General features: G+C 63.6%; 23 protein-coding genes and 1 pseudogene. 6 read left to right on the forward strand and 18 right to left on the reverse strand.

The annotated features are described in order from the left end of the window. The first annotated feature begins 197 nt into the window (after positions 1–197). From ACF8SD_RS07665 to ACF8SD_RS07675, 3 genes are all read left to right on the forward strand, one after another. The gene (locus ACF8SD_RS07665) at positions 198–995 is read left to right on the forward strand and encodes a transporter substrate-binding domain-containing protein (RefSeq protein ID WP_033690660.1); all 798 of its coding nucleotides are present in this window, start codon (positions 198–200) and stop codon (positions 993–995) included. 139 nt (positions 996–1,134) lie between these two features. Further along, complete coding sequence (locus tag ACF8SD_RS07670) at positions 1,135–2,097, forward strand: amino acid ABC transporter permease (RefSeq protein ID WP_054905298.1); 963 nt, start codon at positions 1,135–1,137, stop codon at positions 2,095–2,097. After that, positions 2,090–2,824 (forward strand): amino acid ABC transporter ATP-binding protein, encoded by a 735-nt coding sequence (locus tag ACF8SD_RS07675; RefSeq protein WP_392484162.1) that lies wholly within the window; start codon positions 2,090–2,092, stop codon positions 2,822–2,824. Before ACF8SD_RS07670 ends, ACF8SD_RS07675 begins: the two co-directional genes overlap by 8 nt. Positions 2,825–2,947: 123 nt before the next feature. On the opposite strand, the gene ACF8SD_RS07680 is transcribed toward ACF8SD_RS07675, so the two are convergent. The 12 genes and pseudogenes from ACF8SD_RS07680 to ubiE form a co-directional block, all read right to left on the reverse strand. Beyond that, entirely contained in the window at positions 2,948–3,820 is an 873-nt protein-coding gene (locus ACF8SD_RS07680) for a methyl-accepting chemotaxis protein (protein ID WP_392484163.1), read from the reverse strand. Then, positions 3,803–4,891: pseudogene (locus tag ACF8SD_RS07685) on the reverse strand (methyl-accepting chemotaxis protein); the annotation flags it as partial. The pseudogene ACF8SD_RS07685 and the gene ACF8SD_RS07680, both read right to left, overlap by 18 nt. A gap of 192 nt (positions 4,892–5,083) precedes the next feature. Then, positions 5,084–7,000, reverse strand: coding sequence for a methyl-accepting chemotaxis protein (locus ACF8SD_RS07690; protein ID WP_173891362.1), 1,917 nt, complete (start codon positions 6,998–7,000; stop codon positions 5,084–5,086). 100 nt (positions 7,001–7,100) lie between these two features. Beyond that, on the reverse strand, positions 7,101–7,808 hold the full coding sequence (locus ACF8SD_RS07695; protein ID WP_009684303.1) for a 16S rRNA (uracil(1498)-N(3))-methyltransferase: 708 nt from the start codon (positions 7,806–7,808) through the stop codon (positions 7,101–7,103). Further along, entirely contained in the window at positions 7,805–8,593 is a 789-nt protein-coding gene (gene tatC / locus ACF8SD_RS07700; protein ID WP_173891361.1) for a twin-arginine translocase subunit TatC, read from the reverse strand. Before tatC ends, ACF8SD_RS07695 begins: the two co-directional genes overlap by 4 nt. Further along, positions 8,590–8,967 (reverse strand): Sec-independent protein translocase protein TatB, encoded by a 378-nt coding sequence (tatB, locus tag ACF8SD_RS07705; RefSeq protein WP_173891360.1) that lies wholly within the window; start codon positions 8,965–8,967, stop codon positions 8,590–8,592. Before tatB ends, tatC begins: the two co-directional genes overlap by 4 nt. Before the next feature lie 3 nt (positions 8,968–8,970). Next, positions 8,971–9,243, reverse strand: a complete 273-nt coding sequence (locus ACF8SD_RS07710) for a twin-arginine translocase TatA/TatE family subunit (RefSeq protein ID WP_029886370.1) — start codon at positions 9,241–9,243, stop codon at positions 8,971–8,973. Positions 9,244–9,303: 60 nt separating this feature from the next. Then, positions 9,304–9,639 carry a phosphoribosyl-ATP diphosphatase gene (locus ACF8SD_RS07715; protein ID WP_009684306.1) on the reverse strand — a complete coding sequence of 112 codons (336 nt, stop codon included), beginning with the start codon at positions 9,637–9,639 and terminating at the stop codon, positions 9,304–9,306. A 1-nt stretch (position 9,640) separates the two neighbouring features. Then, positions 9,641–10,033 (reverse strand): phosphoribosyl-AMP cyclohydrolase, encoded by a 393-nt coding sequence (gene hisI / locus ACF8SD_RS07720; RefSeq protein ID WP_173891359.1) that lies wholly within the window; start codon positions 10,031–10,033, stop codon positions 9,641–9,643. A gap of 72 nt (positions 10,034–10,105) precedes the next feature. Beyond that, positions 10,106–11,725 (reverse strand): ubiquinone biosynthesis regulatory protein kinase UbiB, encoded by a 1,620-nt coding sequence (ubiB, locus tag ACF8SD_RS07725; RefSeq protein ID WP_173891358.1) that lies wholly within the window; start codon positions 11,723–11,725, stop codon positions 10,106–10,108. Beyond that, complete coding sequence (locus ACF8SD_RS07730) at positions 11,722–12,345, reverse strand: SCP2 domain-containing protein (RefSeq protein ID WP_392484151.1); 624 nt, start codon at positions 12,343–12,345, stop codon at positions 11,722–11,724. The genes ubiB and ACF8SD_RS07730 overlap by 4 nt, the downstream gene beginning before the upstream one ends. After that, complete coding sequence (gene ubiE, locus ACF8SD_RS07735) at positions 12,345–13,115, reverse strand: bifunctional demethylmenaquinone methyltransferase/2-methoxy-6-polyprenyl-1,4-benzoquinol methylase UbiE (protein ID WP_009682367.1); 771 nt, start codon at positions 13,113–13,115, stop codon at positions 12,345–12,347. Before ubiE ends, ACF8SD_RS07730 begins: the two co-directional genes overlap by 1 nt. Before the next feature lie 124 nt (positions 13,116–13,239). Here ubiE and ACF8SD_RS07740 point away from each other — a divergent pair, with 124 nt between their 5' ends. Then, positions 13,240–13,515, forward strand: a complete 276-nt coding sequence (locus ACF8SD_RS07740; protein ID WP_173891356.1) for a polyhydroxyalkanoic acid system family protein — start codon at positions 13,240–13,242, stop codon at positions 13,513–13,515. A gap of 12 nt (positions 13,516–13,527) precedes the next feature. On the opposite strand, the gene ACF8SD_RS07745 is transcribed toward ACF8SD_RS07740, so the two are convergent. Further along, positions 13,528–18,216 carry a hypothetical protein gene (locus tag ACF8SD_RS07745; RefSeq protein ID WP_392484152.1) on the reverse strand — a complete coding sequence of 1,563 codons (4,689 nt, stop codon included), beginning with the start codon at positions 18,214–18,216 and terminating at the stop codon, positions 13,528–13,530. A 177-nt stretch (positions 18,217–18,393) separates the two neighbouring features. On the opposite strand from ACF8SD_RS07745, the gene ACF8SD_RS07750 reads away from it, so the two are divergent. Then, a complete protein-coding gene (locus ACF8SD_RS07750) occupies positions 18,394–18,813 on the forward strand; it encodes a phasin family protein (RefSeq protein ID WP_173891354.1) in 420 nt (139 codons plus the stop codon). Positions 18,814–18,823: 10 nt separating this feature from the next. Continuing rightward, a complete protein-coding gene (locus tag ACF8SD_RS07755; protein WP_392484153.1) occupies positions 18,824–19,600 on the forward strand; it encodes a phasin family protein in 777 nt (258 codons plus the stop codon). 111 nt (positions 19,601–19,711) lie between these two features. On the opposite strand, the gene ACF8SD_RS07760 is transcribed toward ACF8SD_RS07755, so the two are convergent. From ACF8SD_RS07760 to ACF8SD_RS07780, 5 genes are all read right to left on the reverse strand, one after another. Next, a complete protein-coding gene (locus ACF8SD_RS07760) occupies positions 19,712–20,326 on the reverse strand; it encodes a TetR/AcrR family transcriptional regulator (RefSeq protein WP_029886365.1) in 615 nt (204 codons plus the stop codon). 13 nt (positions 20,327–20,339) lie between these two features. Next, positions 20,340–22,022 (reverse strand): class II poly(R)-hydroxyalkanoic acid synthase, encoded by a 1,683-nt coding sequence (gene phaC, locus ACF8SD_RS07765; RefSeq protein ID WP_392484154.1) that lies wholly within the window; start codon positions 22,020–22,022, stop codon positions 20,340–20,342. Positions 22,023–22,080: 58 nt separating this feature from the next. Beyond that, positions 22,081–22,932, reverse strand: coding sequence for a poly(3-hydroxyalkanoate) depolymerase (phaZ, locus tag ACF8SD_RS07770; protein ID WP_173891351.1), 852 nt, complete (start codon positions 22,930–22,932; stop codon positions 22,081–22,083). Positions 22,933–22,994: 62 nt separating this feature from the next. After that, positions 22,995–24,674, reverse strand: a complete 1,680-nt coding sequence (gene phaC, locus ACF8SD_RS07775; protein WP_173891350.1) for a class II poly(R)-hydroxyalkanoic acid synthase — start codon at positions 24,672–24,674, stop codon at positions 22,995–22,997. Positions 24,675–24,941: 267 nt separating this feature from the next. Then, positions 24,942–25,319, reverse strand: a complete 378-nt coding sequence (locus ACF8SD_RS07780; protein ID WP_029886361.1) for a gamma-butyrobetaine hydroxylase-like domain-containing protein — start codon at positions 25,317–25,319, stop codon at positions 24,942–24,944. Positions 25,320–25,403 lie beyond the last annotated feature (84 nt).

A 25,403-nucleotide genomic window follows, 5' to 3' on the forward strand; every position in this document is an offset into this window, starting at 1 on the left:
CGCATTTCCCTGAGGGAGCGGGCGCGCCCGCGAAGCTTTAAGGGCCCAACCCCGATTTTGGCCAACAAAGTCCCCCCCAGTGCTAGGTCCCCGGGCCGGCATGCGTTAGCATCCCTCTCCGATAATCCGCATCGGCCGGTACGGCCGTGCCAACACAATAAGATTCGCTACTTTACTTGCTAGGGGACTTGGTGATGATCAAGAAATACCTTTCGCGGCTGCTGGTCGGTGTCACCGCCCTGGTCGCCGTGACAGCGGCGCAGGCCGGCGCCATCGATGATGCGGTCAAGCGCGGCACCTTGCGGGTGGGCATGGACCCGACCTACATGCCGTTCCAGATGACCAACAAGCGTGGCGAGATCATCGGCTTCGAGGTCGATATCCTCAAAGCCATGGCCAAGTCGATGGGCGTCAAGTTCGAGGCGGTGTCCACCGCTTACGACGGCATCATCCCGGCGCTGTTGACCGGCAAGTTCGACATGATCGGCAGCGGCATGACCCTTACCCAGGAACGCAACCTGCGCCTGAACTTCAGCGAACCCTTCATCGTGGTTGGCCAGACCCTGCTGATCCGCAAGGAACTGGCGGGCGAGATCAAGTCGTACAAGGACCTGAACAACGAGAAGTACCGCCTCACCTCCAAGCTTGGCACCACCGGCGAAATGGTGTCCAAGAAGCTGATCGGCAAAGCCAAGTACCATGGCTACGACAACGAGCAGGAAGCCGTGATGGATGTGGTCAACGGCAAGGCTGACGCCTTTGTCTACGACGCGCCCTACAACGTGGTGGCAGTGGACAAGGCCGGTGCCGGCAAGCTGCTGTTCCTCGAAGAACCCTTCACCTACGAGCCGCTGGCCTTTGGCCTGAAGAAAGGCGACTACGACAGCATCAACTTCATCAACAATTTCCTGCACCAGATCAAGCACGACGGGACCTACGATCGTATTCACGACAAGTGGTTCAAGAACAAGGACTGGCTGAAGGAAATGGAATAAAAGCTGGCTTCAAGCCGCAAGCCACAAGCTTCAAGCTGCAAGTTGCAAGTTGCAAGCACAAGCGGACCGTGCACCGATCCGCTTGTGCTTGCAGCTTGCAGCTTGCAGCTTGCAGCTTGACGCTTTCTGGAGTACCCACGTGATCAAACACAAGAAAGCCCAGTGGCCCTGGCACGGGCTGACCGCGCTGGTCCTGGTGGGCCTGGCGTTCAGCCTGTACATGGCCACCTCGATGATTTCCTACGAGTGGCGCTGGAACCGCGTCCCGCAGTACTTCGCCTACAAGGCCGAGGAAACCCAGCGTGCAGCCGATTACGGCACCGTGCAGGAAATCGTCATTTCCGGCGATAACGCCCGCGTGACGCTGAAGGACGAAAGCGGCGCCGAGCAGGTGCTGGATGTGGACGCGGACAGCCTGCAACTGAGCCGCGGCGACGATGTTGCCGAGGGCGACCAGATCGGTGTGACCCGCCACTGGGCCGCCGGGCCGCTGGCCTGGGGTCTTTGGACCACACTATGGATCTCGGTCGTGTCCGGCGCCTTGGGCCTGGTGATCGGCCTGTTCGCCGGCCTGTGCCGGTTGTCGACCAACCCGACCCTGCGCGACCTGTCGACCGTGTATGTCGAACTGGTGCGTGGCACCCCGTTGCTGGTGCAGATCTTCATCTTCTACTTCTTCATCGGTACCGTGCTCAACCTGTCCCGCGAATTTGCCGGGGTGGCTGCGCTGGCGTTGTTCACGGGCGCCTATGTGGCAGAAATCGTGCGGGCCGGGGTGCAGTCGATCGCCAAAGGCCAGAACGAAGCTGCACGCTCGCTGGGCCTTAATGCCGGCCAGTCGATGCGCCACGTGATCCTGCCGCAGGCTTTCAAACGCGTACTGCCGCCCTTGGCCGGCCAGTTCATCAGCCTGGTCAAGGACACCTCGCTGGTGTCGGTGATCGCCATTACCGAACTGACCAAAAGCGGCCGCGAGGCCATTACCACCTCGTTCTCCACCTTCGAGATCTGGTTCTGCGTGGCAGGCCTGTACCTGCTGATCAACCTGCCGCTGTCGCACATTGCCAGCCGGCTCGAGCGGAGGCTTGCGCAAAGTGATTGAAGTCCGTGACCTGCTGAAAGTCTTCGACACCCGCGGCCACGTGGTCCGGGCTGTGGATAACGTCACCACCCAGGTGGCCAAGGGCGAAGTGGTGGTAGTACTGGGCCCGTCCGGCTCGGGCAAATCCACCTTCCTGCGTTGCCTTAACGGGCTGGAGCACTTCGACCAGGGCCATGTCGCCATCGACGGCCTGCAACTGGCTAACCCGAAGACCGACATCAACGCCTACCGCCGCGAAGTCGGCATGGTGTTCCAGCATTTCAACCTGTTCCCGCACATGACCGTGCTGGAAAACCTGTGCCTGGCGCAGAAGGTGGTGCGCAAGCGCAACAAGGCCGACCGCGAGGCCAAGGCGCGGGCCTTGCTGGAGAAGGTGGGCATTGCGCAGAAGGCCAACGAATTCCCGTCACGCCTTTCCGGTGGCCAGCAGCAGCGGGTGGCAATCGCACGTGCGCTGGCGATGGACCCGAAAGTGATGCTGTTCGACGAACCGACCTCGGCGCTCGACCCGGAAATGGTCGGCGAAGTGCTGGATGTGATGAAAACCCTGGCCCAGGAAGGCATGACCATGGTCTGCGTCACCCACGAAATGGGCTTTGCCCGCGAAGTGGCTGACCGGGTGCTGTTCTTCGACCACGGCAAATTGCTAGAAGACTCGGCCCCGGCCGCGTTCTTTGCCGCGCCGAAAGACCCGCGCGCGCAGGCCTTCCTGCGCCAGGTGCTTTAACCTGCAGCGGCCTCTTCGCGGCTGAAGCCGCTCCTACACGCAACGTGGTCGGTGTAGGAGCGGCTTGAGCCGCGAACACCGGCAATGCCGGTGCCATCCACTGCGATGTCTGCGTCGCGGTCCTCAGATGTTGAACCGCCCGACCATCCCCCGCAGCTGCTGCCCCAGCTGTTCCAGCTCGCCACTCGACACCGCGGTCTGCTCACTGGCCGCACTGGTCTGGTCCGACACATCCCGCACATTCAGCACGCTCCGGTTGATCTGCTCGGCCACCACGCTCTGCTCTTCGCTGGCCGTGGCGATCTGCTGGTTCATGCCCTGGATGTTCGACACCGTGTTGGTGATCTGGCCCAAGGCATCGCCGGCCCTGCGGCTCAGCTCCACACTTTGCTCGGTCAGCTGCTTGCTGTTGTCCAGCAAGCGGGTCACCTCGTCGGTGCCGCTGTGAAGGCTGTCGATCAACTGGCCGATCTCTTCGGTTGCCGTGGAGGTGCGCTGGGCCAGGCCGCGTACCTCGTCGGCCACCACGGCAAAACCGCGCCCGGCTTCACCGGCCCGCGCCGCTTCGATGGCGGCGTTCAGGGCCAGCAGGTTGGTCTGCTCGGATACCGACTTGATGACATCGAGAATGCTGCCAATCCGCTGGCTTTCGCCCGCCAGGTGATGCATGGCCGCCAGGCAATGGTCCATCTGCCCGGCCAGTTGCTCGATGCGGCCGATGGCTTCGGCCACCACTTGGTCGCCCACCTGGGCCTGCTGGTCGGCGCTGGTAGCGGCTTGCGAGGCCTGCTCGGCGTTTTGCGCCACTTCCTGAACCGTGGCGCTCATCTGGTTCATGGCGGTGGCAACTTGGTCGGTTTCCTCGCGCTGCTGGTTGATGCGCAGTTTGGTGTCTTCGCTGCTGGTCGCCAGCTGCGAGGCCGCCTGCGACAGCTGGCCGACGCCCTGGTCGATGCCCCCGATCAGTTCGCGCAGGCTCAAGGTCATCTCACGCATGCTGGTCTGCAACTGGCCCATTTCGTCACGGCGCTGCACGGTGTCGACCTGGCTCAGGTCGCCCTTAGCAATGCGCGCCGCCACCGCCAGGGTCTGGCGCAAGGGCTGGGTAATTTGCAGGGTGATCAGCCAGGCAGCCAGGGCCCCCGCTACCAGTGCCAGCAACGCAACGCTGGTCAGCAGCGAGCGGGCAGCCAGTGCTTCGCGGTCACGTTGCTCGACCTTGCGTTTACCCAGTTCGAGGCTGAGCGCGCGCAACTCGTTGCCCATTCGCTCCATGTTGTTCTGCAATTGCTCGACCCGCACCGCAGCGCGCCGGTATTGGTCCAGGCTGGCGCGGTATTTGGCCAGCTCGACACCGGGCAGCTCGCTGACAGCGCGTGGCAGGCCAAGCGGCGCCAGGCCTTTGAGCAGTTGCTCCAGGCTGGCCTGTGCTGCGTCCAGGGCGCTGTCGCCGACTTTGGCAAAGTCCTCGACCGGGACGAACGTGTAGGCGGGTACCAGGCTTTGCTGGTTGGCACCGTCGACTTGCCGGCTGAGGGTGTCCATTTGCGCCAGGGCACCATTTTGCTGGCTGTGGGCCGGCATGTTCAGCAAAGCCTGGGTCTGCAGCTCGTCGATGGCATCGTTGAGCTTCTGCTCCTGCTCCTGCATCGCCTGGCGCAAGGCCACTCGGTTGGCCACGGTGCGCTGCAACTCGGTGAAGTCATCGCGCAGGCGCTGCAGTAGGGTCAGCTTATCGGTCAGCATCTGGCGCGACTCATCGACGTTGCTGCGCTGCTGCAGGGTGCTGAGCATGCTGTTGAGCTGGTCGAGGATGTTACCGATAGTGGCCTTGCTGGCGTCGTCGTTGAGCACGCGGAAGGTGATGCGCTCTGCGCGCAGGTCTTTGGTCAGGTCGTTGATCCGGCCGATTTCGCTGAGCTGTTGCGAGCGGACGATGGCGTCGTCCAACGCACGCCAGCCGCTGATGGTGGTGGCCAGGGTAAGCAGCAGGACCACAGCGAAGCCGAGGGCCAGCTTGGCAGCCACGCTGATGTTGCCGAGCTTGCGGTTGAGGTAGCCGAGCATGGTGAGTCTCCGTGCGAAAGGGGGAGGGCATGCAGGCGTATTGCCGGCATGACACCTTTGCCCATCGGCAGCGGAGCTGTAGGACTTGACCTGATAATCAGGTAGGAAATTTCGCTGCAGCTAGTAGGAAATGCGCCGCCTGTGCCTGACCTCTACGCGCTGAACTGCCGCGAAGAGGCCAGGCACACCCGATCAAAGCCTGAAGCGCCCCACCAACCCCTGCAAATGGGTACCCAGCCGCGCCAGCTCCACGCTGGAGCTGGCCGTCTCCTCACTGGCCGCCGAGGTCTGGTCGGAAATGTCCCGCACATTCATCACGCTGCGGTTGATCTCTTCGGCTACGGCCGTTTGCTCTTCTGCCGCGGTGGCGATCTGCTGGTTCATCGCCTGGATCGACGACACGGTACGGGTGATGGTTTCCAGCGAGCTGCCGGCGCGGCGGGTCAGCTCGACGCTGCTGTCAGTCAGTTGGCGGCTGCTGTCCATCACGCTGGCCACCCGCTGGGTTCCGCTTTGCAAGCCGGCAATCAGTTCTTCGATTTCTTCGGTCGACTGCTGGGTGCGCTGTGCCAGGCTGCGCACCTCGTCGGCCACCACGGCAAAGCCGCGCCCGGCTTCGCCTGCACGGGCAGCCTCGATCGCTGCGTTGAGCGCCAGCAAGTTGGTCTGTTGAGCCACCGACTTGATCACGTCGAGCACGCTGCCGATCTTGTCGCTTTCGGCCTTGAGCTGGTTCATCGCTTCGCTGGAGTTGATCACTTCGCCGGCCAGGCGCTCGATCTGCGCCACCGCTTCGCCCACCACCCGGTCACCTTCACGGGCCTGCTGGTCGGCCATCAAGGCCGCTTCCGAGGCTTGCTCGGCGTTGCGTGCCACGTCGTGCACGGTCGCGGTCATCTGGTTCATGGCAGTCGCCACCTGATCGGTCTCGACCTTCTGGTTGTTGACCCCGGCGCTGGTCTGCTCGGTCACCGCTGACAGTTGCTCGGCCGCGCTGGCGATCTGCGTTACCCCATCGCCGATGCCACCGATCAGTTCGCGCAAGCCTTGGGTCATGCGCTGCATGCTGGCTTGCAGCTGGCCCAGCTCGTCACGGCGGTCAACCGGCAGGTTGTGGCTGAGGTCGCCGCTGGCTACTCGCTCGGCGGCGCTCAGGGTCTGGCGCAGGGGCACGATGATCTGCCGGGTGATCGCCCAGGCTGCCAGCAGGCCAAGGGCCAGCGCCAGCACCGTGGCGATCAGCAGCAGGGTCTTGGCCTGGGCGGCAGCGGTATCCCGTACGGCGGTCTGGGAGGTGGTCATCGCCTCGCTGGTCTGCAGCAGCGCTGCGCCGAACTCGACCATGCGTTGCAAGGCTTGATCGCTGGCCGTCTGGGCAGCGCCGAACTGGCTGACCGCATCCCGGTACCCGCCCATGGCGGTGGTTGCATCGTCCAGACTGGCGGCGTAGTCGGCCGGCACCTTGGCCGGCAGGGCACGCAGTTCGAGCAAGGCCTGGTCGATGGCTTTCAAAGCGGTTTGCTGGTACTCGGCATTGCCGCTGTAGGTATAACCGCGGACCTGGAAGCGGGCTTGCTGCAGCAGGGCGCTGACTTCCACGGCGGACTGGTATTGGCTTATGTCGCCGCCCTGGCGCAGGCGCTGTTGCACCCGGTTCAGCAGTTCGACGGCCTTGTCGGCGCTGTCGCCGAGCACTGCGCGGCTTGCCTCGCGGCGTTGGCCGGCCTGCTTCAGCTCGCTGAAAGCCTGCTGATAGCCGCGCACGGCCTCGCGCTGCTGCTCCAGGCGCTGGTGGTCGGCGGGCTGCTCGATCTGCCCGAGCATCACTTGCACCTGGCGATCCAGCGTAGCCAGGGCTTTTTCCAGCTCTGCGACCGAGGCATCGTCACGCTCACGTTGATACCGTTGGCGGGCGATACGCAGTTCCTGAGTGTGCTGCTGAATGACCGAGATGTTCCCCAGCTTGTCGCCACGGCCGATGATGCTGTCCATGCCGAGCCAGCCAGTCAGGGTGATGGCCAGAGTCAATAGCAGGACCAGGCCGAAACCCATTCCCAGTTTGCGGTTCACGCTCATATTGCCCAGCGATTGGGCTAACCATTGATACATGTAGACTCCCGGTCGGCTTGGCAGCACGAAACTTTGTTGTGTTGCCAAGGCCATCGGCGCGGGAAGAGGAAACTTGATGGGCGATTACGTGGCGTTTGCGTCAGAAAATGCGCGAAAGTAGCGCAGTGACGGCCGTCTCCACGCGCAGAATGCGCTCACCCAGCTGCACGGGCGCCAGGCCTGCCTTGCCCAGCAGGTCGATTTCATAAGGAATCCAGCCACCTTCAGGGCCGATGGCCAGGGTCACGGGTTGGTCCACGGCGCGCGGGCAGGCAGGGTACGGGCCGGGGTGACCGACCAGTCCCAGGGTACCAGCAGCGATCGCGGGCAGGCGGTCTTCGACGAACGGCTTGAAGCGCTTCTCGATGATCACCTCGGGCAGTACCGTGTCGCGTGCCTGTTCCAGGCCCAGGATAAGGTTGTCCCGAATGCTTTCCGGCTGCAGGAACGGCGTTTGCCAGAAGCTTTTCTCGACCTTGTAGCTGTTCAGCAGGATCAGCCGCGGTACACCCAGGGTAGCCACGGTCTGAAACAGCCGGCGCAGCATCTTCGGGCGGGGTACAGCCAGCACCAGGGTCAGCGGCAGTTTGGCCGGCGGTTGCTGGTCGAAGGCCACCTCCAGCTCGGCCTGGTGCGGTGCCAGGCGCAGCACCGTGGCCTTGCCCATCAAGCCGTTGACGCGGCCCACGCGCAGCTGGTCGCCTACCGCCACGCGGTGTATTTCCTGCATGTGGGTGAAGCGCCGATCAGCCAGCACCACGCGGTCGGCCGAAACGAAGTCGGCCTGTTCAAGCAGCAGCAGGTTCACGGTTGAGTCGCTGGTGGCTGGTCGTTGGAATCGTCGGCAGTTTCGTCGTGGGCACTGCGCTTGCGCACCAGGCTGCCGCACAGCACGCCGACTTCGAACAGCAACCACATAGGCACGGCCAGCAGGGTCTGCGAGAAGATGTCCGGTGGCGTGAGGATCATGCCGACCACGAAGCAGCCGATGATCACGTAGGGGCGGACCTTCTTCAGGTACTTCACGTCGACCACGCCGATCCACACCAGCAGCACCACCGCCACCGGGATCTCGAAGGCCACGCCAAAGGCGAAGAACAAGGTCATCACGAAATCGAGGTAGTTGGCGATGTCGGTCATCATGGCCACGCCTGCCGGGGTGGCTGCCGCGAAGAACTTGAACATCAGCGGGAACACCAGGAAATAGGCGAACGCCATACCGGCATAGAACAGCAGGATGCTCGACACCAGCAGCGGGATCGCGATGCGCTTCTCGTGGCGGTACAGCCCCGGCGCGATGAAGCCCCAGATCTGCTGGAGGATGAAGGGGATGGCCAGGAACAGCGACACGATCATGGTCAGCTTGAACGGCGTGAGGAACGGTGAGGCCACGTCGGTGGCGATCATCGTTGCGTTGGCCGGCAAGTGATCACGCAGGGGAGCGGAGACCAGGGTGTAGATCTGCTGGGCGAAGGAGAACAGCCCGGCAAAGATCAGGAAAATGACCGCAACGCAGCGCAGCAGACGGGTGCGCAGTTCGGTCAGGTGCGAAACCAGCGGCATTGGCTGGTCGTGTTCCGGATTCTCGCTCATGGGGCTCGCGGCGGTTGAGGCGGTTCAGTGGTTGTGCCCGGGGCGGCCGGCGTTTCCGCTGGCCTGGCAGCGACCCCGGCGGGGGGCTGCACGGTGGCGGTGGTCACGGGCGGCTGTGCCGGTGGCGTCAGCGGGTTGAGGATGCGCTTGGCTTCCTCTTCCATCTGCAGAATGTGCTCGTTGTGCAGCTGGCGGCGGATGTCGTCGGCGCCGATCTCACGCTCCACTTCCATCTTGATGCTGTTGAAGCTGCGCTTGAGCCGCCCGATCCACAAACCTGCGGTGCGGGCGGCGCCTGGCAGGCGCTCGGGGCCGAGCACCAACAGGGCGACCAGGCCGACGAGCAGCAGCTCGCTGAAACTGATGCCGAACATGGGTCAGTCTTTCCGCTGTGGCTCTTGGACCGGCTGTGCCTGGCCCTCGATGGTGTGGCCTGGCTGCGGCTGGGCGGTGTTCTGCACCGGCGGCACAGGCTGGGCAGGCGGTGGGGTTTGCTCGGCCGGCTTGTGCTCTTCATCGTTCATGGCCTTGCGGAAGCCCTTGATCGACTCGCCCAGGTCACTGCCGAAGTTCTTCAGCTTCTTGGTGCCGAATACCAGCACCACGACCACCAGCAGGACGATCCAGTGTTTCCAGTCAAAGATACCCATTTCGTACTCCTGAAAAATGTCAGTGAAGCTTCAGGGGCGCCCAGCGCCCCCGCAAATGCATCAGGCAGAAGGCGTGCGTGCAGCCTTCTCATCATGCCCGGACAGCCCGAAGCGGCGCTCCAGTTCGTCCAGCACCGCTTGCGGATGCTGGCCCAGCGCGCTGAGCATCACCAGGCTATGAAACCACAGGTCGGCGGTTTCGTAGATGACATCGCTGTAATCCTTGCTGTGCGCGGCGTCCTTGGCGGCGATGATGGTTTCGACCGACTCTTCGCCGAGCTTTTCAAGGATCTTGTTCAGGCCCTTGTGGTACAGGCTGGCTACATAGGAGCTGTCGGGCGCCGCTTGCTTGCGTTCTTCAAGCACGGCGGCCAGGCGGTTGAGGGTGTCGCTCATGTCAGTGTCCTGCGCTGTAGATGGCATCCGGGTCCTTGAGGACCGGGTCGACGATTTTCCACTGGCCGCCTTCGTAGACGCGATAGAAACAGCTTTCACGGCCGGTATGGCAGGCGATATGGCCCAGTTGCTCGACCATCAGGATGATGACGTCGGCGTCGCAGTCCAGGCGCAGTTCATGCAGCTTCTGCACATGCCCGGACTCTTCGCCCTTGCGCCACAGCTTGCCACGCGAACGCGACCAGTAGATGGCGCGTTGCTCGGCGGCCGTGAGGGCCAGCGATTCGCGGTTCATCCAGGCCATCATCAGCACCCGTCCGGTCTTGTGGTCCTGGGCGATCGCCGGCACCAGGCCATCGCTGTTCCACTTGATCTCGTCCAGCCAGTCTTTCATCGTCGACTCCAAAGCGAGCCCGCTCCTGTACCGGGCCATTTGCGCTAGTGTGCCAGCCACAGGCGCGGCTGGCTATTGGCGCACAATCAGGTAAAGGCCGGCGGCCAGCATCAGCCAGGCGGGCCAGGCTGCAGGCGCGGCCAGGCTGGAGGCCTCGGCAGCACCCGCGGCCAGTACCGCGCCCCCACCCAGCAGGCCGGCCCCGAGCAGGCGCAGCGCCCAGCGGTCGCCCTTGCGGCGCTCTGGCAGTTGCGGGTCATGCAGATGCGGTTGCGACAGGCGTTCGAGCAGGTCGCGGGTCATACCGGCCAGGTGCGGCAACTGCTCGACCTGGCTGTGCAGGTTGCCGAACATGGCCTTGGGGCTGTAGCGCTCGCGCATCCAGCGCTCCAGGTAGGGCTTGGCGGTGCTCCACAGGTCCAGGTCGGGGTACAGCTGGCGGCCCAGGCCTTCGATGTTGAGCAGGGTTTTTTGCAGCAGCACCAACTGCGGCTGCACTTCCATGTTGAAGCGCCGTGCGGTCTGGAACAGGCGCATCAGCACCTGGCCGAAGGAAATATCCTTTAACGGTTTTTCGAAGATCGGTTCGCACACGGTGCGGATCGCGGCTTCGAATTCGTTGACCTTGGTGTGTGCCGGGACCCAGCCCGAATCGATGTGCAACTCGGCCACACGCCGGTAGTCGCGCTTGAAGAAGGCAAACAGGTTGCGCGCCAGGTAGTCCTGGTCTTCGGCGGTGAGGCTGCCGACGATCCCGCAGTCGATGGCGATGTACTGCGGGCTCCACGGTTTGACCGTGCTGACGAAGATGTTGCCCGGGTGCATGTCGGCATGGAAGAAACTGTCGCGGAACACCTGGGTGAAGAACACCTCCACACCCCGTTCGGCCAGCAGCTTCATGTCGGTGCGCTGGTCGGCTAGGGTAGCCATGTCGGTCACGGGCACGCCATAGATGCGCTCCATGACCAATACCTTGGGCCGGCACAGGTCCCAGTACACCTGGGGCACGTACATCAGCTCGGAGCCTTCGAAGTTACGCCGCAGCTGGCTGGCATTTGCCGCTTCGCGCAGTAGGTCGAGCTCGTCGTAGATGGTTTTTTCGTAATCGCCGACGATGTCGACCGGGTGCAGGCGGCGGGCATCGGCAGAGGCGCGCTCGGCGGCCTTGGCAATCAGGAACAGCCAGGCCAAGTCCTGGGCGATGACTGGCTTGAGGCCGGGGCGTACCACCTTGACCACGACCTCTTCGCCCGTTTTCAGGCGCGCGGCATGCACTTGGGCGACCGAGGCCGAGGCCAGTGGCTCGACGTCGAAGCGGCTGAACAGCTCGCCCACCTTGGCGCCCAGTTGCGCCTCGATCAACGCCACGGCGTGTTTCGGGTCGAACGGGGGGACGCGGTCCTGCAGCAGCATCAGCTCGTCGGCGATGTCGGGGGGCAGCAGGTCGCGGCGGGTGGACAGCAACTGGCCGAACTTGATGAAGATCGGCCCCAGGTCCTGCAGCGCCAGGCGCAGACGTGCGCCACGGTTGAGCTCGGACGGCTTGCGCGGCAGCCAGCGCCACGGCATCAGCAGGCGCAGGCTGGCCAGCCACCACGGCAGCAGGGGTTGATCGAACAACAGGTCATCCAGGCGGTAGCGGATGACCACACGCTGAATGCGGAAAAGGCGGCGGACGGCGAGCAGCTTCATGCGTTATCGCTGGAATCAAGGGATCGGGAAAGGCGCTTGAGGCGCGCCTCAAGGCGTTCGGTGTCGAGTTTCAGGGCATCGAGTTCGCTGAAGGCAGCTTCGGCTTCGCGCTTGCCGACCAGCGTGCGCGACTCTTCGGCCAGGTATTCGGACAAATGCTGGCTGAAGCGCGCCAGGCCCTGGCGGGTCCAGCGTGCGCGCAGGCGGATATGGCCGGCCAGCAGGGCCGTGGCCACCGGGCCGAGCCAGCGTTGCAACTCGTGCTCCCAGTCCAGTTCCAGGTCCTGCAGCACACCGAACAGGTCGAGCAGCGCGGCGCTGTCGCCGTGCAGTTCGACCTGCGGGCTGTGCAACACGCCAGTCTTGTCCTTGGCCACGGCCAGTTGCACCAGGCTGCCGGCCGGGGCGCGCAGGCTGCAGTCGACCTCGCCTTGCCAGTGGGCGGCGAGCATCAGGCCCTCTTCATCGGGCAGGATGAACACCTGCAAGGCCGGTTGGCGGCAGTCTATCTCGATGACCTTACCCGCCAGCGCGCCCAGCCGCGGCGGGGCCGTGCTGTCCATGCGCAGGACGCGGTTCAGGCCCTGTTCGACACTGGCAAGCAGCCCGGCCAGCAGCATCAGGGCTTGATTCCCCGGTGCACGGCAACAATGCCGCTGGTCATGTTGTGGTAGGTGACGCGATCAAAGCCGGCCTCGACCATCATGCTCTTGAGGGTTTCCTGGTCGGGGTGCATGCGGATCGACTCGGCGAGGTAACGGTAGCTTTCGGAGTCGTTGGTGATCAGCTTGCCGGCCAGTGGCATGAAGGCGAACGAGTAGGCATCGTAGGCCTTGGACATGAGCTTGTTGGTCGGTTTGGAGAACTCCAGGATCAGCAAGCGGCCGCCGGGCTTGAGTACACGCAGCATCGAGCGGATGGCGGCATCCTTGTGGGTGACGTTGCGCAGGCCGAAGGCAATGGTCACGCAATCGAAATGGTTGTCCGGGAACGGCAGCTTTTCCGCGTCGGCCTGCACGAATTCGATGTTGCCGGCCACGCCGCGGTCCAGCAGGCGGTCACGGCCAACCTTGAGCATCGAGTCGTTGATGTCGGCCAGTACCACTTGCCCGGTCGGGCCGACCAGGCGCGAGAACTTGGCGGCAAGGTCGCCGGTACCCCCGGCGATGTCCAGTACGCGGTTGCCGCTGCGCACACCCGAGAGCTCAATGGTGAAGCGCTTCCACAGGCGGTGCATGCCGCCGGAGAGCACGTCGTTCATCAGGTCGTACTTGGCGGCTACCGAATGGAATACCTCGGCAACTTTCTTGGCCTTCTGACTTTCAGGTACGTCCTGGTAGCCGAAATGGGTGGTGGGTTCGGCGTGGTCGCCTTTGCGCTGGTCGTTCATATCGCTTCACCGAAAAAAATTACCGCCATTCTAGGGCGAACGGGCGGATTTGTCTTGGCGGGGTGTGCCAGTGGCCGGGGGCGGGCATAATGCCGATTATGTCTACATCTTCAGGAACACCCGCATGACCCAGATCAGCGTCGAACGCAACCACTCCCTCGGCCGTGACGCCGCCCGTGCCAAGGCCCAGGCGCTGGTCGACAAGCTCAGCCGCGAGTACGACCTCAAGGCCACCTGGAACGGTGACCGGGTCGATGTCGCGCGCAGCGGCGCCAAGGGTAGCGTGCAGATCGGCGAAGACAGCATCCGCGTGGAGCTGAAGCTGGGCATGATGCTGTCGATGATGGCCGGCACCATCAAGGGCGAGATCGAGCGGGCGCTGGACAAGGCACTGGCCTGACGCCCGCTGTTTTCAGCTGGCGGGAAACGGGATCAGGTCCTCGATCTGGTCCAGGCGCAGGTCACCCCGGTACACCTGGCAACGCTCCGCCGAAGCCTGTGCCCGTTGCAAGCGTTCGTCGCGGCCCATGGCCTCCGGGAACTTCAAATGGCCTTTGGCAAAGCGCCGGGCATTGGCGTTGGCGGTGGTGTAGTGGAAGTGCGCTTCCCAGAGCTTCTGCCTGGGTTGCCGGCGATAGATGTCGTACACATCCAGAAAGTCATTGGCCTTGAGCTGTTTGCGCGCCCTGTTCGGGGCGATTTCGACCTCGTGGGCCTCTACCAGAAAGCGCAGGGCTTTGCTGTCCGGGTAGCGGGTGCCGAGGTAGGCGCAGGTCAAGAGGCGCTGCTTTTCAGCGCGCACTTCGGTGATGGCCTGTTCGATCCTGCTGGCCAGGGGTTGCTCCCGGTCGGGGCCGCTGCGCAGGTTGCCGGCGATTTCTGCCAGGTCCTGCAAGTAGAAATCCAGCAGGTCGGCCAGGCTGTTGGGCCCATCCAGGTGGCGCGCGGCGTGGTTGAGCCTTGCCGCCTGCTGGCTCAGCAGATCATTGCCGATACGCCGCAGGCGCGCGTAGTCAGGCGCAGGCGGAGCGGGGGCAATGGTGTCCCAGTGATCGCCTTGCTGCTGGTAGCGTGCAACGGTTTGCTGGGTCATCGGGTCGATCTGCACGGTTTCGCCGGCCTCCTCGGTTTCCTCCACCACCAGCGACCTGCCTCGCGCCGTGCGGATCACCTTGCGTCGGACGGCCCGCACCCGGTGGGTCAGCGGTTGCTCGGGTACTGCATCCTGGCGATCGGTCGCGGCCGCCAGGTTGGCCATGTCATCCTCGCCCAGGCTTATCAGTGCATTGAGCTCGGCGATGTAGGCCTCGAGTTGGCTGCTGTCCACCGCAGGCATGTTGCGTGAAAGCAGGTATTGGGCATTGCTCAGGGCCAGCTTGTACTCGCGCACGGCGCTCTCCAGGGGCGCCTTTTGCTGTTCGGGCGTCAGGCCGGCGGCAGCCAGGCTGTCGTGGCTCAGCAGTGCCTCGTGGAAATGCTTGCTGCGCAGGGTTTGCTGGGCGAGCAGGGTACTTTCGAAATCGTCTGCGCTGAGCCGGTCTCTGCGGACGATGAGTTGATGCAGGTCACTGATGATCTGGGCGCGGGTAATGAGGGTCGAATACTGCCGGGTGCTGATGAGGCCATCGAGCTTCTTGCGTTTGCCGGGGAACTGGATCTGCCCATCTTGCAAGGCCTCGGCGAGATTCTGGTCCAGGCGTTGGCTGACGCTGAGGATGCGCCTGTGCACAGCCAGTGCGGCTTCGATGTTCTTGCTGTAGTCCAGGTACAGCTCTGCCTGCTCCTGGCCGAACGGCAGTTGCACCAGGCGACGGGACTGGCTCTTGAGCACCTCGTAGTCATTCATGTCGAGCAGGCGGCGGAACTGCTGCAGGTCAGTTTGCAGCAACTGCTCCCACCATTGCCCACGGGCAAATGAAGCGGTGGCTTGCGGGTCGAACCTGAGGTATTTCGGTTCGCCCATGCGGGTGTAGAGTTGTATCTGCTCCCTGATCAGCGTGGCCTGTTTCTCATAGGTGAGTGCCAACACATCGAGGTTGGCGCGCGTCTCCTGGCGAAGCGCCTGCAGCGCGCGCAGGCTTTCCTGCAGGTGTTCCGGCAAATTGTCGAGCGAAGCGCCGGGGTGCTCATCGAGCGATTTCAGGAATGCCTCGAGTGCCTGGTCGTAGGGTTCCACCCGCTTCAGGTAGACACCGACGAAGGTTTCCGTGTTGTTGAGCTTTTGATCATTGGCCACACGGGTCGCCAGCAGGGTGTTGAATGCCTGGGTTTTTTCGTCGATCAGCGCTCGGGCGCTTTTCGGCATGCCTCCGGCAAGGTGCAGGTCCAGCATCCATTCACCGTTCCAGCGTTTCAGCCAAGGGCCACGGCTGCGTTCGCGGCTGGGGAGGTAGTAGCCGTCAGGCTCCGCCCCCCATGACTGCGACCATTCGCTCTGGCTCAGCGGCGGCCCCATGATGCGCATGCCGCTCCAGCTCTCGACCACTTCGTAAGGCACGTGCTGCAACTGCACGTAGTAGCGCCCATCCAGTGCGTACAAACCGCGCATGCGCCCGCTGGCCAACGGCTGCAGCCCACTCAGGCTGACCGGGGCGCGCAGGCGTTCGAGGGCGGCGCGGGCGTCGCGCGGCAGGTTGCCGAGCCGTTGGTCATGGCCCCATTGGCTGACATTCAGCGCTGTCGGCTGGGCTGGCTCGGCGAAGGCTGTCCAGGTTTGCTGTTCCGGTAACGGCTCGGCCAGCGCGGCCGGCGCCCGACGCGGCGGGGCATGGTACGCGGGTTCGGGCGGTGTGCGGGCAACCGCGGGGCCGTGGGCCAGCAGCATGGCCAGGTTCAGCAGAATATCTGCGCCAGCGAGCCACTTTTCCTGGTCGCTGCCTTCGGTCAGCACGGTCAGGTCACGCCTGATGCCGAGCAGTGCCGTCACCAGCCAGGCCAGCATGCCTGCCGGGCCGCGCAGCAGCGGCGTGACCGTATTGAACGCCACCCAGGCGAACTGCTCGACCAGCGCCCAGCGCAGCTGTTGGTTGGACACGCTCTGCCGCGAGGCCAGCAACAGCAGAACCTCGGCCCGGGCTTGGTAAAGACGGCTGTCCAGGTCGTCGGCCCAGGGGCTGAAGGCCAGGCTGACCGGCACCCTCAGGCGCTCGATGGCAAGCCCCACCAAGGCAGCCCCGGGCGCCAGCAGATGGGCCACCTCGGCCAGCCCGGAATGCAGGTGGGGGTGAACAAAGCCGCCATTGGCGTAAATGGGGCGGGCGTCGTCATCCAGCCAGATGAGGATGTCCTGCTGCAAGGCATGCTCGGTGCGGATGCAGGTGATCAGTTGGTGGCGGCTATCGAACTGCCTGATGGGCTGCCGGGTGTGCAACGGCCGGTACAGTAGCCAGGCCCCGGTGGTGGGTACTTCGATGACGAACATGCCATGCACCGGGTTGCTCTTCGGGCCGCCGGGCACGCTGTTGAATGCCAGCGGCGCCAGCTTCAGCGCGCCGCTGGCATGGGGTTGCCGCCGGCAAAAATCGGCGATGACCTGCCACGTGCGCTCGTCCAGCTGGGCCATGATCTTGGCCTGCAGGCCGCTCAGCAGCAGGCTTGTGCGCCATTCTTCGGCAAAGCGCTGGCGCCGTTGGTCGGCGTCGTTGCCACGTTGCAACTGGTCGTGAACGAATTGCGGGTACTGGCCGCCGATATCCACGCTGTCGACCAGGGTGGCCACGTAATCGAGGTTCATCCAGCTATCCAGTGGCTGCTGGTCGGCGCGTTGAATCGCCGCTGCGACCTGCTCGCCGCCTGGCGGCAGGCGGGTGATGGCCAGTTCTGTCAGGCTGATGGTTCTCAGGTGCTCGAGCCGTGCCGGCCCGGTGGAGGAAACCTGCACCACCTGGGCAAGGCTGATCAGCAGCTGATCAGGGTCATACGGGGCCTGCGCAGGGTGGTCATTGCGCATGTGTTCCCGCAAGCGGCGAACCGCGTACTGCTGCAGGTCCTCGATGCCGTCCAGGGATGAACCACCCTGGGCCAGCATCTGCCTGGCCGACAGCGCCAGTAACGCCGTGTGGTACTCGAAACGATCAGTCAGGCTGGCGTTGCCGAGCCAGTCCGGAAACCCTATGGCCGGGGTCGATGGCTGAAGCACAAAACTTGCCGGGAACACCCATGAAGGGTCGCTGAGGGTGTAGAAGCGCTCATCCAGGTCGCTAGCCTTGTCGCCTGGGCGAAGCTGCAGCCGATCGATTCTTTGCAGCAGGCCATTGAGAAGCTGCCGGGCCTGGTAGGCAAACGGGTCCTCGCGCAAGGGCGTGCAGGCCCAGGACATCGAGTCGAACGCATGCTGCTCGTAGAGCGCTTCGCGCAGGGCCAGGGAAAAAGCAGCCAGATCATCGAAGCTACGCACGGTGCCTGAAGGCTGGCACCACAGAATGAGCTCACGGGCACCTTGCCTGCCCGTGACCAGCAGGTCCGGCAGCACCCATTGCAGGGTGTCCCCCGGGCGGGCCAGGAAAACCTGCAACGCTTGCACCTGTGCCGCAGCGTGGCTCTGGGCCAACAGCGCGTACAGCAGGGCTTTCTGGTCATGGTCCAGGCCCTGGCGCTCAAGCGTACCGAGCAGGGCGGCCTTGAGCAGTTGCTGCAGCCATTGCAGGCGGGTCACGTCCGAGTCTTTCTCGCAGCCATTCCAGAAGCTGACCTGCGCCCGCTGGAATGTCTCGCTGAGGGTAGAAAGCATGTTGTCGAAGTCGGTGTTCAGGTCTTCCATGCGCAGGTCGATGGCAGGGTCGCTGTCTTGCGGGCGAAAGACAGCAGGTGGGTCCATGCTCAGCTGGTCGGTCGGCTGGAGCGCCATGGGCTGGCCAGTGAAAAAATGCGTCAGCAGGGTATCGACCAGCTGGCCTGACGCTGTCGGCGGTTGCCCATTCACTCCGCGCAGGATGCTGAAGCCCTGGATCGATTGCAGGTGTGGGTGCTGGCTGCGCGTCCACGGGTAGCGTGCCGCGATGACCTCGAAGCCTGCGCGGGCGATGACTTCGCGCAAGCGCGGGCGATTGGCGAACTGGGTGGCTACAAGCTGCCTGAACGAGAGGGGCGATGACGATGGCATGGCAGGAGGCTCCGGTTGAATGGAGCCGAATGCTGGAGCAGCGGGCTGCAGCGCCTGTGGTAGATAAAGCAGTGCGCCGATCTTAGGGTGAAGATTCTAATTCCTGCCTCTACCTTATGCTCAAGCCCAACCTCCATGGGCGGTTCCTCCTCCACTCATGAGCATGAGGTACAGAGCATGGCCAAAGTGAATGTGAAGAAAAAGAGCGACGCACCGGGCACGCTGGGTGAGGTGCGGGGTTACGCACGCAAGATCTGGCTGGCGGGCATTGGCGCCTATGCGCGTGTTGGCCACGAAGGCGCCGACTATTTCCACGCGTTGGTCAAGGCTGGCGAAGGCGTTGAAAAGCGTGGCAGGAAGCGCATCGATAAAGAGCTGGACGCCGCCAACCACCAGATCGATGACGCCGCCCAGGAAGTGAGCCGCGTACGTGGCAAGGTAGAAATTCAACTCGACAAGATCGAAAAAGCTTTCGACGCACGGGTAGGGCGCGCCTTGAATCGCCTTGGCATACCGTCTAAACATGACGTTGAGGCGCTGTCGATCAAGCTTGAACAGCTGCACGAGCTGCTTGAGCGCGTCGCGCACAAACCATAAGGAGAGCAGGATGGCTGGCAAGAAGAACACCAACAAAGCAGGCAGCTCCTGGGTCGGCGGGATCGAAAAGTACTCCCGCAAGATCTGGCTGGCGGGGCTGGGTATCTATTCGAAGATCGACCAGGACGGCCCCAAGCTTTTCGACTCGCTGGTGAAAGATGGCGAGAAGGCTGAAAAGCAGGCCAAGAAGAGCGCCGAAGATGTGGCCGAAAGCGCCAAGTCCTCGACCACTTCGCGGGTGTCTGGCGTGAAGGACCGGGCACTGGGCAAGTGGAGCGAACTCGAAGAGGCTTTCGATAAACGCCTGAACAGCGCCATCTCGCGCCTGGGTGTGCCGAGCCGCAACGAAATCAAGGCCCTGCACCAGCAGGTAGACAGCCTGACCAAGCAGATCGAGAAGCTGACCGGTGCCTCGGTGGCGCCGGTTTCCTCGCGTGGGGCAGCGGCCAAGCCGGCAGCCAAACCACTGGCCAAGGCGGCAGCGGCTAAACCTGCAGCCAAAACCGCTACGGCGAAACCTGCAGCCAAGGCGGCCGCGGCAAAACCTGCGACCAAGCCTGCGGCTGCCAAACCTGCAAGCAAGGCGGCAGCAGCGAAATCTGCCGCCAAGCCTGCGGCAAAGTCGGCAGCAGCCAAACCGGCAGCAGCCAAGAAGCCTGCAGCGAAGAAAGCACCGGCCAAGCCGGCGGCCAGCGCTGCACCTGCCGCGACCGATGCCCCGGCCCCGGCTGCAGCCCCGGCCAGCAGCACGCCGTCGGCAGCCAACGGGACCGGTACCCTGATCTGATACCGCATCGCCCTCTTCGCGGGTGGCCCCGCCCCTACAGGTACAGCACGACCCTGTAGGCGCGGGTTCACCCGCGAATGCGTTGGCGGCGGCAGCACAGCCCCTGCAGGCCTAGTCCTCCAGATACTTCATCGCCAACTGCTCCGCAGCCCCCCGCGCCTGAGCCTGCAGGTGCGGCGCCACCAGCATCATCACCTGGTACACCACGATCCCCACATCCCCTTCGCGCCCCAGCACCCGTTGGTAATCCAGCGAGAACAGCAGCGTCAGGGTGATCTGTTCCACCAGTTGCCCCAAGGCCTGGGTGTCACTCTGTACCAGGCCTTGGCCCTTGAGGCTGGCCAGCAGTGCCGCCAGCGTGCGCTTCAAGGCGTTGATCAGGCTGCGCATGCCGCGGGCCAGCTTGGGCAGGCGCCCGGTCAGGTTCGACAGGTCCTGGAACAGAAACCGGTACTGCGCCATGTGCTCGACGATCAGGTGCAGGAACAGCCAGTAGTCCTCGGCATCCAGGCGCACTTCCAGCGGCGGGTCCAGCAGCGGCATCAGCGCTTCCTCGAAACGCTCGAACAACCCCAGCACCAGGGGCTCCTTGCCGTGGAAGTGGTAGTAGAGGTTGCCCGGGCTGATACCCAGCTCGTTGGCAATCTCCAGGGTCGATACGTTCGGCTCGCCCTGCTGGTTGAACAGCTGCAGGGCGCACTCAAGGATACGGTCGCGGGTTTTCATCCAGTCGGTCTGCTCATCGGCTCAGCACGTAGGTGCCGGGCGCAGGGGCCAGCGGCGGGTGGGTGGCGTTGCCCAGGTCGTTGCGTGGCGCCTTGAGCGGCCCGGAGCGCTGGGTGATCCACTCCAGCCACAACGGCCACCAGCTACCCTCGCTGCGCGTAGCTTCGTGGAACCATGCGCGTGGGTCACTGCTCAGCCTGGGGTTGGCCAGGTAATAGGCCTTGGGGTTGCCTGGCGGGTTGATGATGCTCTGGATATGCCCGCTGTTGGCCAGCACGAAGCGCCGATCCCCCCCCAGCAGCAGGGCCGACCGGTACACCGCGTCCCAAGGGGTGATGTGGTCGTTGCTGCCGGCAACGGTAAAACTGTCCACGCTGACCTGTTGCAGGTCGATTGGTGTACCGCAGACCTCCAGCCCGGCCGGGTTGGTCAACGGGTTGAGCTTGAAGAAATCCAGCAGGTCGCCATGTAATGCGGCAGGCAGGCGCGTGCTGTCGGCGTTCCAGTAGAGAATGTCGAACGCAGGCGGCGTCTTGCCGAGCAGGTAGTTGTTGACCCAGTAGTTCCAGATCAGGTCGTTGGGCCGCATCCAGGCAAAGATCCGCGCCACTTCGGCGCCATCCAGCACGCCGCGCTGGTAGGAGCGGCGCTTGGCTGCCTGAAGGGTCTGCTCGTCGGCGAACAGGCTGGCCGGGCTGTCGAACTTACTGTCCAGCAGGCTGACCAGGTAGGTGGCACTGCGCACCCGGCGCAACTGGTTCCTGGCTTGCAGGTGGCCTTGCAAGGCCGCCATGGTCAGGCCGCCAGCGCAAGCGCCCATGAGGTTGGGGTCACGGTTGCCGCTGATGCGGCGGCAGGCATCCAGGGCTTCTTCCAGCGCCTGCACGTAGCTGGACAAGCCCCATTCACGGTGACGCGGGTCCGGGTTGCGCCAGCTGACCATGAATACCTGCAAGTTGTTCTTGAGCATGTACTGGACGAAGCTGTTGTTCGTGCTCAGGTCGAAGATATAGAACTTGTTGATCTGCGGCGGCACCACCAACAGCGGGCGGCTGTGCTGTTTTTCACTCATCGGCCGGTACTGGATCAGCTCCAGCAGTTCGTTGCGAAACACCACCGCCCCAGGGGTGGCGGCCAGGTTGCGACCCACTTCGAAGGCCCGCTCATCGACCTGGCGCGGCAGCCCATCGTTGTGGCGCAGGTCTTCGAGCAACTGGGCCAGGCCGCGCACCAGGCTCTGGCCACCGGTGTTGAACAGCTCTTTCACGGCCAGCGGGTTGAGCAGCGAGTTGCTGGGGGCCAGCGCATCGTTGAGCAGGTTGAACAGAACGTGCGCGCGGGCCCGGTCATCGTCATGCAGCTGGCTTTCGTCGATCCACTGGCGGGTCTGCTGCTGCCAGGCCAGGTAGGCTTGCAGGCCTCGGCGGTAGAACGGGTTCAGGCTCCACGTAGGGTCGCTGAACCGGTTGTCACGCGGGCTGGGCTGAAGCGGTGAATCGCCCAGCATCACCCGCCCCAGTTGCCCGCCAAGGGCCAGCAGGTGATGGGCGGTATGCAACGGGTGGCGCAGCCCGTGGCGGCCGACCGTGCGTAGCGTGGCCAGCAGGTCGCGGCCGCGCAGGCCGAGCATGGCGTGCTGCACGGTCATTTTGGTGGCAGGGAGCGTTTGCGATCCTTTGGCCGGTTTGTCTGTCATGGCAACACTCCCTTGTCTGACCCATTGCGCGTTATAGCCCCTTTCGCGGTACTGGCGGTTACCCTCCCGAGGCCGGGCGCGGGTGCATCACGGCGCGCTGACGTTCTTGCTGCAGGAACTTCATGATGATTGGCGCGACAGCCTCGGCGCGAGTGATCAGGAACAAATGGCCGTCGTCGATAATATGTAGCTGGGCATTGGGAATCCGCCAGGCTAGCAGGCGCATGTTGACCAGCGGGATGAGCGGGTCATCGTCGCCAGCCAGCACCAGGGTCGGCTGCTGGATCTTGTGCAACCAGTGAATGCTGGTCCAGCCCAGGCCGGCGAACAGCTGCCAGTAGTAGCCCACCTTGCCGCCGGAGCGCACCTTGGCTGCGTGGTGCATGGCCAGCTCCGGGTCCCGGCGAAAACCGCCGCCGTAGATCAGTGGAGCAATGCGCAAGACATGCGACGGTTGCACATAGCGCCTGGGGCTGGCCATCATCCACAGCACCTTGGGCTTGCCGGGTACCATCACGGCACCGGCTGCAGTGGCGGCGAGTATCAGCTTCCTGCAGCGTTCGGGGTAGTCGTGGGCGAACTGTTGGGCCAGGGCGCCGCCCCAGGACACGCCAATCACATTGACCTGGCCGTAATCGAGGTAGTCGAGCATTCGTGCCGTCAGCTTCGCCAGCCCAGGGAAGCGATACGGGTGGCGCGGCGTGGACGAGCCGCCGACACCGGGTACGTCGAAAGCGATCACTTCCAGGTCCGGGTCCAGTGCCTCGATGAAGGGGAATACCAGCTCCAGGTTGGCGCCGATGCCATTGAAGATCAGCAGCGGCGTCAAGTGTGGCTTGCCGGGGCGGACGGCGGTGCGGATGGACTGGTTGTCCAGCTCGACGGTCCGGAAGATATACGGTTGCGTCATGCGCGTGACTCTTGGGTGAAATGAACACCGTGGCACCCTGCGGGCCGCCACGGCGCTGCCACTCAACGCTCGTGAACGTAGGTGCCTGGGGCAGCCTCGCCCGCAGCATAGGCACGGTTGCCCAGGCGGGTCGGCGCTTTTTTCAGTTCGCCTGCGCGCTCGGCCAGCCAGCCTTGCCAGTGCAGCCACCAGGAGTCGGCATGCTTGGTGGCATTTTCCTGCCAGGCCAGCGGATCACCCGGGCGGTCGTCACCGGTCATGAAGCGTGCCTTGGGGTTGCCCGGCGGGTTGAGGATGCTCTGGATATGCCCGCTGTTGGACAGCACGAACTCGATCTTGCCCCCGAACAGGTGGGCCGAGCGGTAGCACGACTGCCACGGGGTAATGTGGTCAGCGGTGCCCGCCACGCTGAAAATGTCGCACTGCACGTTTTTCAGGTCGATGGGTGTGCCGCACACTTCCAGGGCGTTGGGGCGTGTCAGCGGGTTGGTCTTGAACATTTCGATCAGGTCGCCATGGAAGGCGGCGGGCAGGCGCGTGGTGTCGTTGTTCCAGAACAGGATGTCGAACACCGGCGGCTCGTTGCCGAGCAGGTAGTTGTTCACCCAGTAATTCCAGATCAGGTCGTTGGGGCGCATCCAGGCGAATACCTTGGCCATCTCGCTGCCTTCCAGCACACCGGCCTGGTAGGAGTGGCGCTTGGCGGCTTCCAGGGTCTGCTCGTCGACGAACAGCGCCACCTGGGTATCCATCGTGGTATCCAGCACGCTGACCAGCAGGGTCAGGGCATTGACCTTGTGCTCGCCGAGGGCTGCGTAGTGCCCTACCAGTGCAGTGCAGGTGATGCCGCCAGAGCAGGCACCGAGCATGTTCAGGTCCTTGCTGCCGGTAATCGCCAATACGGCGTCGACGGCTTCCTTGAGGGCGTCGATGTAGGTGGACAAGCCCCATTCACGCTGGGCCTTGGTCGGGTTGCGCCAGCTGATGATGAAGGTTTGCTGCTGCGAGCGCAGGCAAAAACGTGCCAGGCTCTTTTCCGGGCTCAGGTCGAATACGTAGAACTTGTTGATCTGCGGCGGCACCACCAGCAGTGGCCGGGCGTGCACCTGCTCGGTGATTGGGCTGTACTGGATCAGTTCCAGCACATCATTGCGGTACACCACCGCACCTTCGCTGGTGCCCAGGTTCTTGCCCACCTCGAAGGCGTCCATGTTCACCTGGCTAGGCATGCCGCCGTTGTTGACCATGTCCTTGGCCAGGTTGGACAGGCCGTCGAGCAGGCTCTTGCCACCGGTCTCGAAGAAGCGCTTGACCGCAGCCGGGTTGGACAAGGTGTTGGTCGGCGCCATGGCTTCGGTCATCAGGTTGATGACGAACTGGCCGCGGCTGATGTCCTGAGGTGACAGGTCACTGCTGCCGATCCAGTCCTGCAGTTCGTTGCGCCAGGCCAGATACGTCTGCAGGTAGCGGCGGTACAGCGGGTTGCTGCTCCAGGCCGGGTCGTTGAAGCGTCGGTCGTCGCTTTCCGGGGCCAGGCTGGACTTGCCCAGCAGGACGTTTTTCAGTTCCAGGCCAAAATGGGCCACGTGCTTTGCGCTGTGCAGCGGTTGGCGCACGGCCTGACGCAATACGGTGCGTGCCGAACTCAGCAGGTCTTTGCGGCGAATGCCGATGATCGGGTTCAGCCCCAGGGTGTTTTCCGAGGCCTGCCGCTGCAGCTCATCGTTGTTCTTGTTACTCATCTACGACGCTCCGTTGTCCTGAGACGAGTACCGGTTGCTGTGACGGGGGCACAGCCCTGAGCCCGGTACTGCTACTCGGGTGACCAGTGATAAGGAACAGCGGTGCTGCGGGGTTCTGAATACCTGCAGCGTGATGCAGGGAACTTGCCACTCACATTGGTTACCCGACTTTCATGTAATGCGCAAGACAGCCCGTCACTGGGCCGTCTGCCAATCATTCAAACAGATGAAACTAGAAAATGCGCTCTAAACCTTGCAGCCCTTGCGCTAGAGCATGAATTTGACGACCGACTCCGCCGGGTCGCGGGATTTGCCGGCCTTGTGCAGCTCGTCGAGGTATTCGGCCCACAGCTCGTTTTGGCGCAGGCACAGCTGTTCCAGGTATTCCCAGGTGAACAGGCCGCTGTCATGGCCGTCGTCGAAGGTCAGTTTCAGTGCATATTGGCCGGCTGGCTCGATGCCGCTGAGGCCGACGTTGAGCTTGCCGAATTGCAGAATGGGGTTGCCGTGGCCCTGGACCTCGGCGGAGGGGGAGTGCACGCGCAGGAACTCGGCGGGCAGGGTGTAGACCTCACCGGGTGCATAGGTAAGGCTGAGGGTTTTCGAGGCTTTGTGCAGGTTGATGGCGGTGGGCATGCGGGCCATGGGCTGAATCTCTTCTTGGCGACAAGACTCAAGCTTCAAGCTTCGAGCCTCAAGCTGCAAGAGGTGATGCCCAAGACATGTAAC

The organism is Pseudomonas sp. CJQ_9 (genome assembly GCF_043106615.1).
Lineage (GTDB): Bacteria > Pseudomonadota > Gammaproteobacteria > Pseudomonadales > Pseudomonadaceae > Aquipseudomonas > Aquipseudomonas juntendi.